This is a genomic window from Corynebacterium sp. ES2794-CONJ1, assembly GCF_025660615.1.
Classification (GTDB): domain Bacteria; phylum Actinomycetota; class Actinomycetes; order Mycobacteriales; family Mycobacteriaceae; genus Corynebacterium.
The window spans coordinates 89,862-107,297 of record NZ_JAOTIM010000001.1; the positions used below are offsets into that span (position 1 = coordinate 89,862).

Annotated in this window: 17 protein-coding genes and 1 tRNA gene; 6 read left to right on the top strand and 12 right to left on the bottom strand. The window is 53.1% G+C overall.

The genetic code is table 11. The annotated features are described in order from the left end of the window. Nucleotides 1–36: 36 nt before the first annotated feature. The 6 genes from aspA to N7326_RS00445 all read right to left on the bottom strand — a co-directional run bounded on the left by aspA (nucleotide 37) and on the right by N7326_RS00445 (nucleotide 5,572). Complete coding sequence (gene aspA / locus N7326_RS00420; RefSeq protein WP_259076930.1) at nucleotides 37–1,491, bottom strand: aspartate ammonia-lyase; 1,455 nt, start codon at nucleotides 1,489–1,491, stop codon at nucleotides 37–39. A 270-nt stretch (nucleotides 1,492–1,761) separates the two neighbouring features. Then, nucleotides 1,762–2,436: an HAD family hydrolase gene (locus N7326_RS00425; protein ID WP_259076928.1), complete on the bottom strand. Its 675-nt coding sequence runs from the start codon at nucleotides 2,434–2,436 to the stop codon at nucleotides 1,762–1,764. 17 nt (nucleotides 2,437–2,453) lie between these two features. Beyond that, the gene (locus N7326_RS00430) at nucleotides 2,454–2,645 is read right to left on the bottom strand and encodes a hypothetical protein (protein WP_259076926.1); all 192 of its coding nucleotides are present in this window, start codon (nucleotides 2,643–2,645) and stop codon (nucleotides 2,454–2,456) included. A 329-nt stretch (nucleotides 2,646–2,974) separates the two neighbouring features. Further along, the gene (locus tag N7326_RS00435) at nucleotides 2,975–3,430 is read right to left on the bottom strand and encodes a hypothetical protein (RefSeq protein WP_259289216.1); all 456 of its coding nucleotides are present in this window, start codon (nucleotides 3,428–3,430) and stop codon (nucleotides 2,975–2,977) included. After that, complete coding sequence (gene mshC, locus N7326_RS00440; RefSeq protein ID WP_259076922.1) at nucleotides 3,427–4,680, bottom strand: cysteine--1-D-myo-inosityl 2-amino-2-deoxy-alpha-D-glucopyranoside ligase; 1,254 nt, start codon at nucleotides 4,678–4,680, stop codon at nucleotides 3,427–3,429. Before mshC ends, N7326_RS00435 begins: the two co-directional genes overlap by 4 nt. Nucleotides 4,681–4,747: 67 nt before the next feature. After that, on the bottom strand, nucleotides 4,748–5,572 hold the full coding sequence (locus N7326_RS00445; RefSeq protein WP_259077104.1) for an undecaprenyl-diphosphate phosphatase: 825 nt from the start codon (nucleotides 5,570–5,572) through the stop codon (nucleotides 4,748–4,750). 177 nt (nucleotides 5,573–5,749) lie between these two features. Here N7326_RS00445 and N7326_RS00450 point away from each other — a divergent pair, with 177 nt between their 5' ends. Further along, a complete protein-coding gene (locus tag N7326_RS00450; protein ID WP_259157789.1) occupies nucleotides 5,750–6,757 on the top strand; it encodes a hypothetical protein in 1,008 nt (335 codons plus the stop codon). Nucleotides 6,758–6,786: 29 nt separating this feature from the next. Beyond that, nucleotides 6,787–7,899, top strand: coding sequence for a quinone-dependent dihydroorotate dehydrogenase (locus tag N7326_RS00455; RefSeq protein WP_259076918.1), 1,113 nt, complete (start codon nucleotides 6,787–6,789; stop codon nucleotides 7,897–7,899). Between the two features lie 69 nt (nucleotides 7,900–7,968). Here the strand turns inward: N7326_RS00455 and N7326_RS00460 are convergent, their stop codons facing one another. Next, the gene (locus N7326_RS00460; protein WP_259076917.1) at nucleotides 7,969–8,337 is read right to left on the bottom strand and encodes a hypothetical protein; all 369 of its coding nucleotides are present in this window, start codon (nucleotides 8,335–8,337) and stop codon (nucleotides 7,969–7,971) included. Further along, the gene (locus N7326_RS00465) at nucleotides 8,330–8,875 is read right to left on the bottom strand and encodes a YbhB/YbcL family Raf kinase inhibitor-like protein (RefSeq protein ID WP_259076910.1); all 546 of its coding nucleotides are present in this window, start codon (nucleotides 8,873–8,875) and stop codon (nucleotides 8,330–8,332) included. The genes N7326_RS00460 and N7326_RS00465 overlap by 8 nt, the downstream gene beginning before the upstream one ends. An 86-nt stretch (nucleotides 8,876–8,961) precedes the next feature. Here N7326_RS00465 and N7326_RS00470 point away from each other — a divergent pair, with 86 nt between their 5' ends. Both N7326_RS00470 and N7326_RS00475 read left to right on the top strand, forming a co-directional pair. Next, nucleotides 8,962–9,810, top strand: coding sequence for a potassium channel family protein (locus N7326_RS00470; protein ID WP_259289217.1), 849 nt, complete (start codon nucleotides 8,962–8,964; stop codon nucleotides 9,808–9,810). A 100-nt stretch (nucleotides 9,811–9,910) separates the two neighbouring features. Beyond that, a tRNA-Leu gene (locus N7326_RS00475) sits at nucleotides 9,911–9,996 on the top strand. Nucleotides 9,997–10,138: 142 nt separating this feature from the next. On the opposite strand, the gene N7326_RS00480 is transcribed toward N7326_RS00475, so the two are convergent. The 4 genes from N7326_RS00480 to N7326_RS00495 form a co-directional block, all read right to left on the bottom strand. Continuing rightward, on the bottom strand, nucleotides 10,139–10,549 hold the full coding sequence (locus tag N7326_RS00480) for a cupin domain-containing protein (RefSeq protein WP_259076906.1): 411 nt from the start codon (nucleotides 10,547–10,549) through the stop codon (nucleotides 10,139–10,141). Between the two features lie 64 nt (nucleotides 10,550–10,613). Continuing rightward, nucleotides 10,614–11,714, bottom strand: a complete 1,101-nt coding sequence (gene meaB, locus N7326_RS00485) for a methylmalonyl Co-A mutase-associated GTPase MeaB (RefSeq protein WP_259076904.1) — start codon at nucleotides 11,712–11,714, stop codon at nucleotides 10,614–10,616. Between the two features lie 156 nt (nucleotides 11,715–11,870). Further along, nucleotides 11,871–14,090, bottom strand: coding sequence for a methylmalonyl-CoA mutase (gene scpA, locus N7326_RS00490; RefSeq protein ID WP_259076903.1), 2,220 nt, complete (start codon nucleotides 14,088–14,090; stop codon nucleotides 11,871–11,873). A 3-nt stretch (nucleotides 14,091–14,093) separates the two neighbouring features. Then, nucleotides 14,094–15,902: a methylmalonyl-CoA mutase family protein gene (locus N7326_RS00495; protein WP_259076900.1), complete on the bottom strand. Its 1,809-nt coding sequence runs from the start codon at nucleotides 15,900–15,902 to the stop codon at nucleotides 14,094–14,096. Nucleotides 15,903–16,105: 203 nt separating this feature from the next. On the opposite strand from N7326_RS00495, the gene N7326_RS00500 reads away from it, so the two are divergent. Both N7326_RS00500 and N7326_RS00505 read left to right on the top strand, forming a co-directional pair. Next, entirely contained in the window at nucleotides 16,106–16,825 is a 720-nt protein-coding gene (locus N7326_RS00500; RefSeq protein ID WP_259289220.1) for a TVP38/TMEM64 family protein, read from the top strand. A 46-nt stretch (nucleotides 16,826–16,871) separates the two neighbouring features. Further along, nucleotides 16,872–17,432 (top strand): MarR family transcriptional regulator, encoded by a 561-nt coding sequence (locus N7326_RS00505; protein WP_259076895.1) that lies wholly within the window; start codon nucleotides 16,872–16,874, stop codon nucleotides 17,430–17,432. Nucleotides 17,433–17,436 lie beyond the last annotated feature (4 nt).

Consider the following 17,436-nt stretch of genomic DNA (forward strand, 5'->3'; position numbering starts at 1 on the left):
TTCCAGACCCGCAAGCTAGGGGGACTCAGACCTCATTTAGTTATCAAGGTAGAGGCGTCCCCTAAATACTGGATGCATGAGGTTTTCTTTAGAGAGCACCTGATTGAGGGTCTCCTCGTCCATCAGACCTTTTTCTAAGACGAGTTCACGAACCGATTTCCCCGTCGCAGCCGCTTCCTTACCGATGAGGTCGCCATTGTGGTGGCCAATAAAAGGATTGAGGTAGGTGATAATGCCTATGGACTGCTCTACGTAGCGTTGGCATACCTCTTTATTAGCGGTGATTCCGCTCACGCACTTTTCACGCAGGGTTCGAGATGCATTTCTCAAAATGTCCATAGACTCGAATAGTGCTTGGCCAATGGCGGGCTCCATCACATTGAGTTGCAATTGCCCCGCCTCCGCCGCCATGAGGACGGTGATGTCGTTGCCGAATACTTTGAAGCACACTTGGTTAACAACCTCGGGGATAACGGGGTTGACCTTCGCCGGCATAATCGATGATCCTGCTTGACGTTCGGGCAGGTTGATCTCGTTGAGGCCAGCTCTGGGTCCTGAGGAGAGAAGTCTGAGGTCGTTGCAAATTTTCGATAGTTTCATAGCACCGCGCTTGAGAGCCGAATGGACGAGCACATACGCGCCGGTATCACTAGTAGCCTCAATGAGATCGGCAGCTGATTTCACCGGTAGTCCCGTGACTTCAGCAAGGGCTGCGGTCACTTGGTTGCGATACCCGGACGGGGTGTTGAGACCCGTTCCGATAGCTGTGGCCCCTAAATTAACCTCTAGGAGGCGATCGGCAGCGAGCTGCATAATGGCGCGTTCTTCACTCAGGTTCTGGGAGAAGGCTTTAAATTCATCGCCGAGGGTCATCGGTACCGCGTCTTGCAGCTGGGTGCGCCCCATTTTTAAGATATCGACAAATTCGTGCGATTTGACGTCAAATGCTGCCTGTAGGTGGTCAAATTCCTTGATCAAACGCATCATGGAGGCATAAAGGCCCAAACGGAAACCTGTGGGGTACGCATCGTTTGTTGATTGCGACATATTTACATCATCGTTGGGATTGATGACATCATAGGCTCCCTTGGGCTCACCTAAGTGCTCGAGGGCTAGATTGGCGACAACCTCGTTGGTATTCATATTCAGCGACGTTCCCGCTCCACCTTGGAATACGTCGATGGGGAATTGGTCCATGCAGCGGCCATGCTCCAAAATCTGATCACATGCCCACACGATTGCCTCTGCTTTGTTGGCGGGTAGTGTGTGTAGGCGTCGATTGGCTAGTGCTGTCGCTTTCTTTACCTGCACCATGCCCCGAATAAAGTCTGGGATCTGGTTGATGGTTGTTCCCGAAATCTGGAAATTTTCGATGGCTCGCTGTGTATGGATTCCGTAGTATTTGGAATTATCAATGTGCATTTCACCGAGGAGGTCTACCTCAGTGCGCATATCGGAGTTATGGGGCTGAGTTGGGTTGTGGCGAGCCATAGTCGGTGGAAGTCTCCTTAAAATTGTATTATTACACAGTAAGAAGGTGCTGAGAAGGTGGAGCGCGAAATCCTAGGATTTCGCTGGGCGCGCCACTTTTAACCTAGGCGAAACCTAGCTCTGAAAGGTTTCGCACCAAGGCTACGTTACCTCGACGGCACCACCACTCACCATACACCGATACAGGGGGTTTGTGAGCCTAAAAGTACAGATCGGCTCTGTGTAGTGACCGCTCAATGGGGGTAGGTGAGCGCTCTGTACCCAGGTACGCTACTGACTTATGGAATTAAACCATTCTTCGAGCCGATTAAAGGTGATATCAGCATAGGAATTAATGCCGATCTCATGAACCTCAGGTGGGCGCTGAGCTTGTGAGCCAGGAGCGGCGACGACCACGCACCCAGCACGAGTTGCAGCGGTCATGCCAGTGTAGGAATCTTCAAAGACGAGACATTCTCGAGTGGATACCCGGAGTCTTTCCGACGATAAACGGTAGATAAGGGGATGTGGTTTTCCTGTGTGAACCTCGTCTCCGCACAAGGAGCCTGCAAAATAGTGAGCTCCGAGAGTGTCGATGACGGGCTCAGCTAATTCTCTGGAGGTATTAGTGACTATAAAATTAGGGATTCCTCGCTGCTGAATATCGCCCAAAAGCTCGATAACACCAGCAAAGATTTCAGTCTGCGGTAGCAATTCTTGCATCCGCTTCACCATAAAACGTTCAAAATGCTCGTAAGCAGGCTTATCTAAGGAAATACCGGCGTGTTCCGCGGCAATTTGAAGGGTATTAGCAAATGATCCCCCCACCGTCTGAGCCCGTAATTCAGGGGTGAGTCGTCGCCCCATCTCTTCACTGAGTTCGTAGGTAGCAATCTCCCACAGAGGTTCTGAGTTCACTAAAGTTCCGTCCATATCCCACAGGACGGCACGAAGTTTTGCAGCCATCTATTTGAGTGTCCTTCCTAACGGAAAAATTGCGCAATATTCTCGAATAACCCTACTTGATGACCGCCGCCGAAGAATACCAGCGCAAAGATGATAGAGAAGAACCTCCGGATAAGGCTTCGTACAATACTAATTATTGCAACTAGCACCACTACTCCAATAATGAGTGGAAAGGCCACTTCTGGGCTGAGGAGATAATCGAGGGACATATCTATCACTTCTTTCTCATGGGTGCTTATATAGCTTCCGGCACTCCTAGGATTCTAAGACAGAAAAGCCCTCGGTCATAAGCGGGTGTTCGTGGCTGATATTTACTCTTGATAGTCCTCCCCTATGCTCGTGCGCGAGCCAGTCAGGGCGGATAGGAGTTAAAAAGCGTGTGCACGATGCTGAAACGATCGTGCAAGTCCAGTAGCCACGATGCCTATACACTCGCCGCGAGCTGTGTGGTCACCGACTATTATTCCGTCCATCTTCTACACTCGAGCCCCTCGGTCAGCGAATAATCCTCGGATCGCCGGAAAATCGCGATCATGGTCTAGCCAAGCAGTGAGGCGTCGCGGTAGGAAACGGTATCAGTGTGGGAACAGTACTCCGCTTCCGTTAATCTCGGCAGCTCCGTTACCCGTGCTTCAGCTACTCCTTTGAGAGCCCACAACTCGGCGATAAGGTCCTCGAGTTCCGCTGCTTCTTCGGGCTCGATAATGGCATCAGCGTTACGGTAGTTGAACTCTAAAATTCGCCGATGCCAGTTGGAAGTCGTATCTACAATAAACTCGTCCGATTCCACCAAGGAGGGATCGTCAATCCGGGCGCACTCTCGGACCAGGGCGTGCAGGAGGTTTTCCAGCTCAGCTAACTGCTCGCTATCATATGGTGGATCCCAGAATTCTTTTTCCGATGCTCGAAGATAAGAGCCAGTCGAAAATGTGCGCAGATCAGCGATAAAATTCTCCACCTTTTTATCAAAATATTCGATAAACGTACCCGTCATAGCTTTATTCCCAATAGTGCATCAACCCCCACCTGAACGAGCTGGCCCGCCTCGCTCAGCGTTTGACGGCTGGGGGGTTGCCCCACTACCGAATGAGCCCAACGATCGATCGCTGACAAAGCACCAGGGGTATCGAGATCATCTGCCAGTCTCGTACGCACAAACTGGATAAGATCTTCGGCGTGAGCACGGTTGCTCTCGCGGCTAATAGCGCTGCGCCATAGCGCGAGTCGATCTTCGGCTGCAGCGAGTAAATCTTGAGAGAAATCCCGCGACGCGCGATACGACGCCGAAAAGACACTGAGACGGATGGCGGCTGGATCGTGTCCCGCTCGAGTGAGATGGGATACGAATACTAGATTGCCAAGTGATTTGGACATCTTGACTCCATCGAGGGAGATCATGCCGGTGTGGACATAATGTCCGGCCATACGCGGGCTATCGCAGGCCGCTTCCACGTGAGCCGCTGAGAACTCATGGTGGGGGAAGATGAGGTCTGATCCACCTCCTTGGATAGCGAAATGGTTACCCAAACGATGAGCAGCAATAGCCGCGCACTCGATATGCCACCCCGGGCGACCCGGCCCAAACGGAGAATCCCATGAGGGTTCCCCCTCGCGGTGAGCTCGCCAAATTAGGGCATCGAGAGGATCTTTCTTAAATTCCCGCTGTGGGTCTCCCCCGCGCTCAGCGAAGAGTTCTTCCATAAGTGCCCGAGAATAATTTGACTCGTAGCCAAAGTTCTTTGTTGCCGTAACAGAGGCATATATATCGGGATAGTCGGGATCGTCGACAATATAGGCAGCACCAGTCTCGAGCAGTCGCGATACGAGCGTGATAACCTCATCGACCGATTCCATAGCCCCGATATAATCCTGTGGCGGTATAACCCTCAGGTTAGTCATATCAGAACGGAAGAGATCAATCTGGCTGGTACCCAACGCCTGCCAGTCGAGGCCGTCTCGTTGGGCGCGTTCAAAGAGGGGATCGTCGACGTCGGTGATATTTTGCACGTAATGGACCTGCGCACCTTGATCGATGAGAACTCTGTTGATGAGGTCAAAAGTCAGATATGTCGCGGCGTGACCCAAGTGCGTGGAATCGTACGGAGTAATTCCACACACATAAATCCCAGCCTTGCCTTGATGAACTTCAACTGGTTTGACTACCCTATCGGCGGTGTCGTACAAGCTTAACGCGATGGGTTCGCCAGGGAGGTGGGGAATGTCGGGCCGTGACCAAGAAAACATAGGCGCTAGTTTACCGAAAAATCACCGTTGCGCCGATTCGCTAACACCGGCCCCTACCGAGCCGCTGCTACGGGATTAGGAGTCCGGCTGCGAGCAGCGCTATCGTGGCCAGCCCCACCGGGATGCGGTAAGCCGCGAACCAACTAAAGGAGTGCTGGGAAACAAAGCGTAAAAGCCACGCGATAGTAGCGTAACCGACTCCAAAGGCGATAAGGGAGCCGACAATGAGCTGAACGCCAGAGGCAGCCTGGCCCGTCTGTGGGGCGAAAGCATCGGGTAGCGAGAATAAGCCCGAAGCTAAGACCGCAGGTATAGCGAGCAGAAAGCTAAACCGGGCTGCGACTTCGCGCTCCAGTCCAAGAAAAAGACCAGCAGAGATCGTCCCTCCTGATCGAGAGACCCCAGGGATAAGCGCAAGACACTGAGCGAGACCCATAACAATAGCGTCAGTCATAGTGAGATCTTCGTAGCGGCGCTTTTTCCTCCCCCACCGTTCTGCTGCGATAAAGACAAAGGAGAAAAGGATCAAGACGGTGGCGGTGATCCACAGATTGCGGAGATTGCCCCGTATATAGTCCTTAGCTAGGAATCCGATGACGCCCACCGGTATGGTGCCCGCAATGACCATCCAGCCCATCGTGTAATGGAAACCACGCTGGGAGGGTCGAACCAGTCCTACGATCCAGTGCCTTATAATCGTGTAGATATCTCGGGCAAAATAGACTAATACAGCCGCTTCAGTACCCAGCTGCACAACGGCAGTAAACGAGGCCCCCGCATCTTCACCAAAGAAGAGCGAACTGACGATCCTTAAATGACCAGAGGAACTGACAGGTAAAAATTCTGTCAGCCCTTGCACGAGGGAGAGGACCACGACCTGAACCCACGACATAGCCGTCGGATCCGTGGCGGATGCCAGAATGTGGGCACCTTCGGTAATTGCAGCAGTATCAGTCACAGATGTATACCGTACTCGTTTCTCGGCGAACGTTCATGCATCAGGCCAGAAAGTACACAGCAACCCAACCTTCGGGGTGGACAGACACTGATCGGTGCTAACATTCTCCTTGTGAAATATAAAGCTCTCGGGACAATTCTTGCCCTAACTCTTACCGCCTGTAATCCCCCTTCGGTTGAAGAAAAACTCCCGGTACGTATGGGAAGTGCTTTCCCCGAACCGAGGGTGTCGGGCACGGTGCCCCATGGAGACGTTATTGATCTTGACCCCAAATATCACAATGTTGAAGATATGGAACGGGTGGGCGATATCCTGGCGCTGCGTTCGAAAGACAAGCTAGCGGTGGGTACGGTTGCTGATTTCCGATCCGGTCAAGCGGCTGTCCTTGAGGTGGATCCCAAATGTGGCGATATGACCGCTGCAGCTCCGGATTTTCTGATCGCTTGTCCTGATGGGGTCAATGCTATTGACGCGAAGAACCCGAAACTGCTGGTGATTCAAACAACGCCGAAGCCTGTGACAGCAGTAGCACGCACTAGCGACGGGACCCTTTTTGTGGGTAATGCTGATAGCGAGGAAATTCTAGCCTATAAAGAGGGTAACGAGCACTCTATTACCATGGAGGGCCCAGTTGACCAGCTCATAGCCGTAGCTCGCGACGCCGGCCCCGACTCCGTTTACCGCACCAATAGGGTCAATACGACCATTCAAAATATTTACCCCGACTCCCTCAAGGCTGGAGCCGTTCTGCGGGTGGGCCTAGGTGTGGGTGAAATTTCTGCCGGTAGCAATGGTATGGCTTTGGCAGCAGATGCTATAGGACATCAGTTCGGCGTCTATCTGGCCGATGATGTGATCCGGCTGCATCAAACCACACCCACGCATGGGCAATCTCCTTGGGACCTGGCATGGGATAAGAATACCGAGAGCGTGTGGGTGGCAACGACGGCTGATTCCAGCATTAGTGGGTATACAATCTCAAGCGGAGTTGGACAAGAGATTGTCCAGTATTCAGGAGTCTCCGATATTCACAATATCGAGATCCTCGACAACGGCGATATTGTAGCGGCCTCCGCATCAGGTGCTGGCCTGCAGATTATTTCCCGTGCACAACAGTGACAATAAGTATCTACGGTTAGGATGAGGTCATGAGCTATAGAACTCCGCCCCAGAGGATTGCCCTCTATCAAAAAACACTCACGCTGATGTTTAAGCTCTCTCCGGAGCTCATCCACGGCATTATCTCACGAGGTGTTAGCCTCGTGCAGAATATCCCTCCCCTACGCTGGATCTTAGCCAAGATGGTGCGAGTGAACGATCCCATTTTGGCGCAAGAGGTTTTCGGAACTGTCTTTCCCCTGCCCCTCGGTTTAGCTGCCGGCTTCGATAAGGATGGGCTCGCACCCGATGCCTGGGAGGCCTTGGGTTTTGGGTTCTCGGAACTGGGCACCGTGACAGCCTCACCGCAGCCAGGAAATCCGCAACCGCGACTCTTTAGACTTCCTAAAGATCACGCGATATTGAATCGAATGGGCTTCAATAATACGGGCGCCACGGAAGTGGCCAAAAATCTCCGCAGGCGCTCCGCTGCAAGTATTATTGGAATCAATATTGGTAAGACCAAGGTTGTCGAACCCGAAGAAGCAGCGGATGATTATCGGCGTTCCGCATCCCTGCTCGGGGATCTCGCGGACTATGTCGTGGTCAATGTATCATCCCCTAACACCCCAGGACTACGCGATTTGCAAGCGGTAGATTCGCTGCGACCTATCCTTAGTGCGGTTAAGGCTGCAACTTCGACTCCAGTTCTGGTAAAAATCGCACCCGATCTTAACGATGCGGATATTGATGCCATTGCGGATCTTGCCTCTGAGCTTGATCTTGATGGCATCGTAGCTACCAATACCACGATCTCGAGGGAGGGCTTATCGACTGATGCGTCGATAGTCGAGGATATGGGCGCTGGAGGAATATCCGGCCCCCCGGTAGCCGCCCGATCTCTCGACGTCCTGCGACGCCTGCATCAAAAGGTAGGCGATGAGATGGTATTGATTGGTGTTGGCGGCATTGAAAGTGCTCGGCAGGCGTGGGAACGGATTGCCGCAGGCGCAACCCTCATTCAGGGCTACACCGGTCTCATTTATGGGGGCCCCGATTGGATTCGTGAAATCCACCGCGGATTGGCCGAACAGCTGCGAGCCCATAACCTCGCTTCATTATCCGAAGCGGTGGGTTCGGGTCTTCCTTGGACACTTGACTAGAACGAAAGAAATAACTCCCTGCATTGATGATATATCGATGCAGGGAGTTATGCTCAATACGTCCTCATGCTAAGCCTTTCGCCTAATATACAGGCCGCATATGAGGGCAAGTACTGCATAGGAGGGAATCCAGAACTGCTCCCACACTATGAGCGGAGTGGATGGAAATAAGCGGCCCGAGATAATAAGTAGTAGCGCCCCAACCAGAGCAATGAGCTGTGTAAAGTGCGGGCGTTGCTTGATGTGGGTGGTCGCATAGCCCCCTACTAATCCAGCGGCTACAACAGTGTTGATAAATCTGAAAGTGACGGCAAAAGGCGCCATCCACCCATGCTGGCTGATCTCCATCACTGTGAAGATCAGCAACACCACCGCAATTGCAATAAAGGCACCACCCACGCGAAGAGCCGCGGAGACTGGCGGTGCCCCCTTACTCATTCTCGTACCAACCCCAATAAATGGCACGCCCGAGGGAATGGAAGTAGACGTGGAATCCCAGCACAGCCGCGGTGGCGGTGGGTTCAATCTCCAAGGAATCAACGTCGAGAGCGTGCACCGCATAGAGATAGCGGTGGGGCCCGTGACCTGACGGAGGATTAGCGCCATAGTGAGATCGCAAGCCAGAATCTCCAGCGAGTGTGACCACGCCAGGATGAGTGGTGAGAACCCCACCTGCGGACCCGGCACCAGCTGGTATCTCGGTTACGCTCGCTGGAATATTAAAGACAGCCCAGTGCCAGTAGCCAGATGCAGTAGGGGCATCGGGATCAAAGCATGTAATCGCTAGTGACTTGGTGCCCTCTGGGAGCTGAGACCAGCGCAGATGTGGGCTTACGCTGCCGGGAGCCACCACGTGAGAGGGGAGCCGGTCTCCGTTCGCAAAATCCTCGGACACGAGTGGAAAACTGGGGAGATTCTTGAGCGGCGCATAAGGGTCAGGTCCTGGAAAACGTGGATCGTGTGCATATGAAGTCATACCTTCATCCTAACTACGCTCACTCTCGAGCGCCGAGGAATATCAGTGTTGCATCAAAGATAGCGTGAAAGTGCAAGAATAAAACCATGAATTCTCATGCCAAGGCAATCGCATCGCTTTCACTGCGCGCCAAAGTTATGCTGCTCGTGCGCGAATTATTTGCTCCGGATATTCCAGATCATGCTTCTGCACAAATGAAATGGGAACGGCGGGTGGAGGGGCCTATGTTCGTGGCCTCGCTGGCATTTTTACTCCTCTATGCATGGAATGCCCTAGGCGATAACGAGGCCTTCCTTAACCAGGCGGCTGCGGTGGGAATGTGGGCCATTTGGGGGGCATTTCTCATTGATTATCTCGTGCGTCTATACCTCGCTGAGAATAGGGCAGCATGGATGGTTGGTCACTGGTGGGAGACCGCAATGATCATGTTGCCTATGTTCCGCCCGTTACGTGCTCTCAGGGTATTGCCCACCTTGGTTTTGTTGCAACGCTACTCGGCTGCAAACGCGCGGGTGACCGTGGCTCTCTATACGTCAGTAGCGTCCTTACTTATCATTATTGTTGCAGCTATTTCCCTCTACGAGGCGGAAGTAACGACTCCCGGCACGGCAGTGCACAGCTTCGGCGATGCCCTGTGGTGGGCCTTGACCACCGTGACCACTGTAGGATACGGGGATATCTCACCGATCAGTAGCCAGGGTCGTATCGTGGCCGCCCTCCTCATGCTCACCGGAATTGCTGTTGCTGGTGTCGTCACAGCAATGGTGTCGGCGTGGCTGGTCGAACAGGTGCAAAACGATGCGGTGAGAGAAGGGGAAATAAGTGAAGCTCAGCGTCACGATGAACTTATGGAAACTCTGCAGGTTATGAACTCTGAGATCCAACGCCTGAGCGCAGAGCTGGCTCAACTAAGACGTGGTAAAGATGAGCCATAGATTCCACTTTTTAGCCCATAGCCAGCGGATTTGTTAATGATTGAGCTCTCTAATATAGTTTAGTGAGTGCCCAGCCGCGAGGCTGAAAACGATACCCATTGCCCGGGTGGCGGAATGGCAGACGCGCTAGCTTGAGGTGCTAGTGTCCTACTAACGGACGTGGGGGTTCAAGTCCCCCCTCGGGCACACTATGTTGAGACAGTAAAAGAGTCCCAGAATTATTTCTGGGACTTTTTATATTTCTTTACCCCTCACCCACTCTCGCACTATGAGACAGTGCGCAAAAAGTGCTCGGCTTAAAATCCCGAGCACTTTGATATTTCGACAATTAATGTTCGTGAGGATCGTTATCCGCATCATCCTTGGTAGGATGCACGGTACCCTTCTTATGCTCAGGGGCAGCGTAGATTGAATAGACCTTCAAAGGTTCTTCACCCGCATTGACCACATTGTGGTACTTACCGGCAGGAACAAAAATAGCCCAATCGTCTTCAATAATTTCGTCAATTTCTAAAGCTTCGGCGCTCTCACCAATCATCACGCGACCCTTGCCAGCCTCGATCCTTAAGAATTGATCGTGGTCGTCGTGCACTTCGGCGCCGATCTCTCCCCCAGCGGGTATGGTCATGACCGTCATTTGAAGGAATTGGCCAGTCCAGACTGTGTCCCGAAAATGAGGATTGCTGAGAGTTTTCTCTTCGATATTGAGGATATAGGGATGTGGGCCGTAATCAGCCATTAATTCTCACCTTTCTCTTAATTATCGCGAACGGTTACCATTATAGCCTTTAGGCCATAAACTCTCAGGGAACCTGAGTATCGAAGGCGTTCAGGATCTTCTCTGCCGCTAGGGTAGGCGTAATCTGTGCCTCACGCAGTTGGGATTCTACGAGGGCACTAACCTGTTTGACCGACGGATGTGAATTAAGGCGCTGTAACAGAGTCTCATGCACCATCGACCACATCCACTGAACCTGTTGATTTCGACGGTTTTTCTCGAAGAGGCCCGACTCGAGCATCTGCTCGTGATGCTCCATAACATAGTCCCAGAACTTATCTGTACCTTCATGCTCAATAGCCGACATTGTTAAGGTGGGCGGATGCCACTCGGCGTTCTCAGGACGCACCATATGTAGTGCGGCTGCCAGTTCCCTAGCAGCTCGCTTGGCATTTTTAAGATTGGATCCATCGGCCTTGTTAATTGCCACGAGATCCGCCATCTCTAGAACACCTTTTTTGATGCCCTGCAGTTGATCTCCTGCACCCGCTAAAGCAAGGAAAGTGAAGCAATCAACCATCTGAGAGACAGCTACTTCGGACTGTCCAACTCCCACAGTTTCCACGAGTATGACGTCAAATCCAGCAGCTTCAAAAACTACCATGGATTCTCTGGTGGCTTTGGCAACTCCACCAAGAGTTCCGGCAGACGGAGAGGGCCTAATAAACGCATTGTCCTCGCGAGTGAGCTTCGACATACGAGTCTTATCACCCAAAATAGATCCGCGCGTACGTGTGGATGAAGGATCAATGGCGAGCACTGCCACCTTATGACCTTCGCGAATTAGTTTCTGCCCTAGCGATTCGATAAAGGTCGACTTACCGACGCCGGGCACGCCCGTGATACCGACTCTGAGCGCATTACCGGAAAAAGGCAGGAGTTTGACTAACAACTCTTGGGCAAGAACGCGGTGCGCAGGCGCTGTCGATTCAAGTAACGTTATCGCGCGTGAAACCATTGTTCGGTTATTTTCTCTGACTCCCTGGAAAAGCTCATCGACGTCGATGCGACGCCGAGCCCGCACTACGATTTGAGGGGGTACCGCGGTGATCTCCCCCAAATCTGTGCCGGCGGTGGTTAGGAGAGAGCCCAGATGGTGCTCTAAATATTCATTATCGTGGGGCATGTCATCACCCTTCTTGAGGTCCCTCAGGGCTGTAAGAACCCCGAGGACAAGGTATGGAGGCTATTCCTAGGTAAACGTCGTGGCCACCCAATAGACGTTCATCGAGTGGCCACGCGTTTTCTTTCTCAGCAAGGAGAACCTAGGGTTACTAACTTGCTACTTCAGATCTTCGGGTATGTCCAGCTCAAAACCCAGTTGTGCCGATAGCTTGGTGAGCATATCGATAGCCGACTCTGCAATCACTGTTCCTGGAGGATAGATCGCCACGGCGCCATCATCGTAGAGCTCTTGGAAATCCCCTGGCGGAATCACACCACCAACGACGATCATGATGTCGTCGCGGCCCAGCTTAGCCAGCTCATCGCGAAGTGCCGGCACCAATGTCAAGTGACCTGCGGCGAGCGAGGATACGCCCACCACATGCACGTCGGCATCAACAGCAGCTCGGGCTGCCTCGGCTGGGGTCTGGAAAAGGGGTCCGACATCAACATCCATGCCAAGGTCGGCGTAGGCGGAAGCTACAACCTTCTGACCGCGATCATGACCATCCTGGCCCATCTTGGCGAGGTAGATACGTGGACGGCGGCCTTCCTCGGCCTCGAAAGCATCGGCCATAGCGATGGCGCGGGCGACATTATTCACCTGGCCCTCCTTTCCAACCTCATCCTTGTATACGCCTGAGAGTGTGCGGATCTCAGCCTCGTGGCGGCCAAAGACCTTCTCGAGCGCATCCGAGATCTCGCCCACGGTGGCCTTGGCGCGCGCACAGTCCACCGAGAGCTTGAGCAGATTGTGCTCAAGATCGCCGGGTTCCTTATCGGTCTTTGCGGCTGCCTCAGTGAGCGCCTGCAGTGCTCGCTGGCAGGCATCTTCGTCGCGCTCGGCGCGCAACTTCTCCAGCTTAGCCAGCTGCTCTTCGCGTACCCTCGTATTATCCACCTTGAGCACTTCAATCTGCTCGTCCTCGGTGACCACATACTTGTTCACACCAATGAGTGCTTGACGGCCAGAGTCAATGCGGGCCTGCGTCCGAGCTGCAGATTCTTCAATGCGAAGCTTCGGGATGCCTTCGATCGTCGCTTGTGCCATACCGCCAGCTGCCTCAACCTCTTCGATATGCTTGCGAGCACGCTCTACGAGTTGCTCAGTGAGCCATTCGATATAGTAGGAGCCGGCCCATGGGTCTACCGGCCTAACCGTGCCGGATTCCTGCTGCAGCAAGAGCTGCGTATTGCGGGCAATACGTGCAGAGAAGTCGGTGGGCAAAGCGAGTGCCTCATCGAGGGCGTTGGTATGGAGGGACTGAGTGTGTCCCTGAGTTGCTGCCATCGCCTCGATGCACGTGCGTGAGACGTTATTGAACACGTCCTGAGCGGTCAGCGACCAGCCCGAGGTCTGGGAGTGGGTACGCAGAGATTGCGATTTCGGATTCTTATTTTCGAATTTCGCAACCAGTTCGCTCCACAGCAAACGTCCGGCGCGAAGCTTAGCGATTTCCATGAAGGTGTACATCGAAATGCCCCAGAAGAAGGATAAACGAGGGGCAAATTTATCGACATCAAGGCCCACCTCTTTACCAGCGCGGATGTACTCCACACCGTCGGCAAGTGTATAAGCGAGCTCGAGGTCGGCCGTCGCTCCCGCTTCCTGGATATGGTAACCAGAGATCGAAATGGAGTTGAAGCGTGGCATCTTCATCGAGGTGTACTCGAAGATATTGGAGATGATTCGCATTGAGGGCTTCGGTGGGTAAATATAGGTATTACGCACCATGAACTCTTTGAGAATATCGTTTTGGATGGTGCCCGCCAGTTGCTCGGGAGCTACTCCCTGCTCTTCAGCGGCAACGATATAGAGGGCCAAAACTGGCAGCACAGCACCATTCATGGTCATCGAAACCGACACGCTTGACAGATCGATGCCTTGGAAGAGCTCGCGCATATCCAGAATCGAGTCGATGGCCACGCCCGCCATACCGACGTCACCAAGCACTCGTTCGTTATCAGAATCATAACCGCGGTGGGTAGCAAGGTCGAATGCAACCGACAGGCCTTTCTGACCGGCGGCTAGGTTGCGTCGGTAGAAAGCATTTGATTCAGCTGCCGTGGAAAATCCCGCATACTGACGAATCGTCCACGGCTGGTTGGTGTACATGGTGGGATAGGGTCCACGCATAAATGGCGGCATCCCAGGGAAAGAATCGAGCTGCTCGTCGGCGACTGCATCGTTGCGATCGTCGCGGTTGAAGACGCGAGGTACCCCAATGCCCTCAGGGGTTTCCCAAAGCTGGTCTTTCAAGGCGCTCATATCGGCCTGAGTGGAGGTCGGATTTTCAGGCTGTGCTGAAAAATCGGAGAAATTAGGGATCGTGCTCATTGCTTATGCTCCCAACTTATCTAGCAGCGTGGCAAGAGTTGCAGCCGCATCGATCTTAAGATTTAAATAGTCATCGGCATCGACGCCGTGACCGCTGGTGCCGGCTAACATAATAGTTTCGCATCCTGCTTCGCGCAGCGCATCGAAGGTAGCAGCGCCGGTGGCTTCGTATTCCTGATCGGTACCGCAGATAACCACGATCGAGCTCTGTGAAGCTGCTTGGGTGAATTCCTCAGTGCCTGGCTTGACTTCACCAGGGTTGTGGGATTCAATGCCTCCTGCGGCCAACAAGTTCGTAATGAAACCGGTACGAATATTATGCTTCGCTAGCGGCCCCAACGGGATAAGAGCGATAGCGGGGCGTGCCCCATGTTCCTCAAGATAGGCGTCCGAGCGGTTACGCAAGGCTTCGAATTCAGCCGCCCACCGCTTAACACCTGCGGGTTCTTGACGCAGTTGTGCGGGCAGGGGCGCCTCAAGCAGATTTGGGAACTCGTTAATTGCAGTGACTTTCTTGCGGCGCAGCGCAATTTCTTTGCGCGTTGCCTCATGCGACTCTGCAAGCATTGTCGCAACGATGCCAGCATCTACCGCCTGCTGCAAACCACCAGCCTTTTCGATGGTGGTAAATACATCCCACGCCTTGTCGGACAGCTGCTTAGTGAAGGATTCTACGTAGTAGGATCCACCGGCAGGATCGATGACATGCCCAAGATGCGATTCTTCGAGCAGTAACAGGTTGGTATTGCGGGCGATACGGCTGGCAAAAGTGCGTGAGGTTTTCGGTAGACCACCTGGAATAGCCCAGTCGAAGTGCAGAACCTCAACATCCTGTGCGCCGCCTACACCAGCTGCAAAAGCAGCAACTGTGGAACGCAGCATATTAACCCAAGGATCGCGCTGGGAGAACATTACGGGAGCAGTGACCGCGTGAAGCGGAGCCGAACCGTGCTCTGGTGCCCCCAAAATCTCCGCAACTCGAGCCCACAAAGCGCGGCCAGCACGCAATTTAGAAATTTGGGAGAACTGATCGTCGGTGATTGCGTAGCGGAAGGAGATTTGCTCGAGAGCATCCGGTACAGAGAGACCTGCATCGGTTAAGGCGCGAAGATATTCCACTCCGGCAGCGAGCGCTAGGCCAATTTCTTCAGCATCGGTGGCTCCTTGGTTAGAGAAAGACACCGCGTCTACCAACAGTGCACGGGTATGTGCTCGCTGGGAGCTCTTCTTAGCCCAGGAAATAGCTTCGTCGAGGGTGCAGGTTTCACGACCATCAATCTGGCTGGTCAAAGGGGCTGCGCCTAATTCGATAGCAGTGGGATCGTCCTCTTGGGAGTCGACAATCTCAAAGAGCGCCTGTGCTTGCTTGTCTAGGTCTGTTCCGGAATCTAGTCGCACCGGCGCTAGGCTGAGGTACACGCCGTTGAGCAGGGTGGCTAGATCGGCCGATCCTTTGAGTACTAGGTTGGTGGTGCCGTTTTCCAAAGCATGCAACACGTCGCTCTGGTTGTGGGAGGAATCGAAGGTTTCGGTTACTCCCCACCCTTCATTTCCTTCACCGGCGCCTTTGGGTCCGCGGAGGAATGGAAATTGTCCGGGAGGGGCCACTTCGTCAATTTCATCAGCTCGCGTATAGAGCGGGTTGATGTGGATACCCTCACCGGTAGTTTTAATTAATTTTCGCCAGATATCGTCAGGAATATCGGCGGCGTCCTTTTTCTGTACCCGAGCAAAAACTCCAGCAACGGCTCGATACCAAGCTTGCTGGCGGTTTTCAAACTCTTGAGTTAAGGAACTTCGTGTGTCAGTCACGATAAGGACCTACTCCCCTCTTTTTCCACGCTTAAAGGCCGTGAGTGTCCCACTCGCGACCTTTGAAGGTGATGTTAGTAATTTGGGCATGCTGCTGAGATAAGCAAATTCAGAGCACTACGATTAGTCTAGCTAATGCAGGCAGCAATTGCGCCCTGCTTTGCCTAGATATAGCGCGCAAATGAAGAAATATAGTGGAAAAAGTGAAGCAAGCATTAAAAATCGTTGTGAAATTCACATCCTTCCTCCAACTAACGTGGCGGGATTTATCCCTCGCACGCCGTATCGCGTTCTCGAGCCTGCTGATTATAGGCATGGTCGCGGTGCTCTTTATCGATATTCCATCGCTTGAAACCCTGGAGGATCTCTCTCACCGCAGTGGGTATTTTTTTATTCCAATTTTCTTCCTGCTCTATGTCACTATCACGCAATTCCCGATTCCACGGACATTATTGACGCTCAGCTCCGGGTTGCTCTTTCCACCGTGGCTAGGAGTGGCCATAGCACTCAGCGCCACCACCTGCTCAGCGGGCCTCTCTTTGTTGTTGGTTCGCTACGTTGTGGGTCAGTCTGTCTTAGATCGCCTCGATCATCCAGCGGCCTCCCGTATTAACTCTCACCTCGAGCAACGTGGGTGGCTAGCTGTGATGAGCTTGAGAATGATCGCGGGGATTCCTTTTTCGCTGCTCAATTATACGGTGGCAATGACAAGGATTCCCTTAGGTGGCTTTCTCATTGCCACCTTCATCGGTTCTGCCCCTGGAACAGCTGCGGTGGTTTTTCTTGGCGACGCTCTTACTCGCAGTTTTGATACCACTACATTGCTTATCACTGTCGCTTTCGGCTTCGTCGGATTGATTGGGTTATGGCTAGATCACACCCTGCCACTTGGGGATGCGTCACAAGTCAAGTCTTCGGACTAGAATAAGAGTTATCTGTCCATGTCTTTGTAGAGTCAAAGGATTTTCTATGTTTGTTCTCTATGCTCGCTACCGCGGTCGCGAACGACGTCGTGCGGAATTGGTACGCACCTCGGCAGCACGACTTTCAACCCTTCCGGGGGCTGGTGAATTCGAAGTAGTCAGCGTCGAAGACATCGTGACGTGCATAACCTCTGCCGAAGTATGCTGCGATCTTGCGCTTGCACTTCTGTCTCATGGAGACTGGGCGATAGCTATCGCCATCGCCCCTCAAGCTGAGCAGGCGCGGCGACTAGCACGTACCACTCTTGGCTCCCATGCCCGTGCCGGTGTAGTGAAGGTTGGGATAAGGCGGCAAAAAGAAAAAGCCGAGGATATTGCGGGAGCCTTTATACTTTTAGCCTATCTTCTTCACAAACGCACCCCTGAAGGGCGCGAAGCAACTAGCCTCATGCGACGTGGATATACTCAGAATGAAGCAGCCATGGAGCTGGGGATTTCAAAGCAGGCGATGAGTCAGCGCTTGCAAGCTGCTGGATGGCAAGCGGAATTGGCTGGTTGGCGTCTGGCAGTCCGCTTTCTCCAAGCAGCTGATGAGAAAAAAATATAGGCTG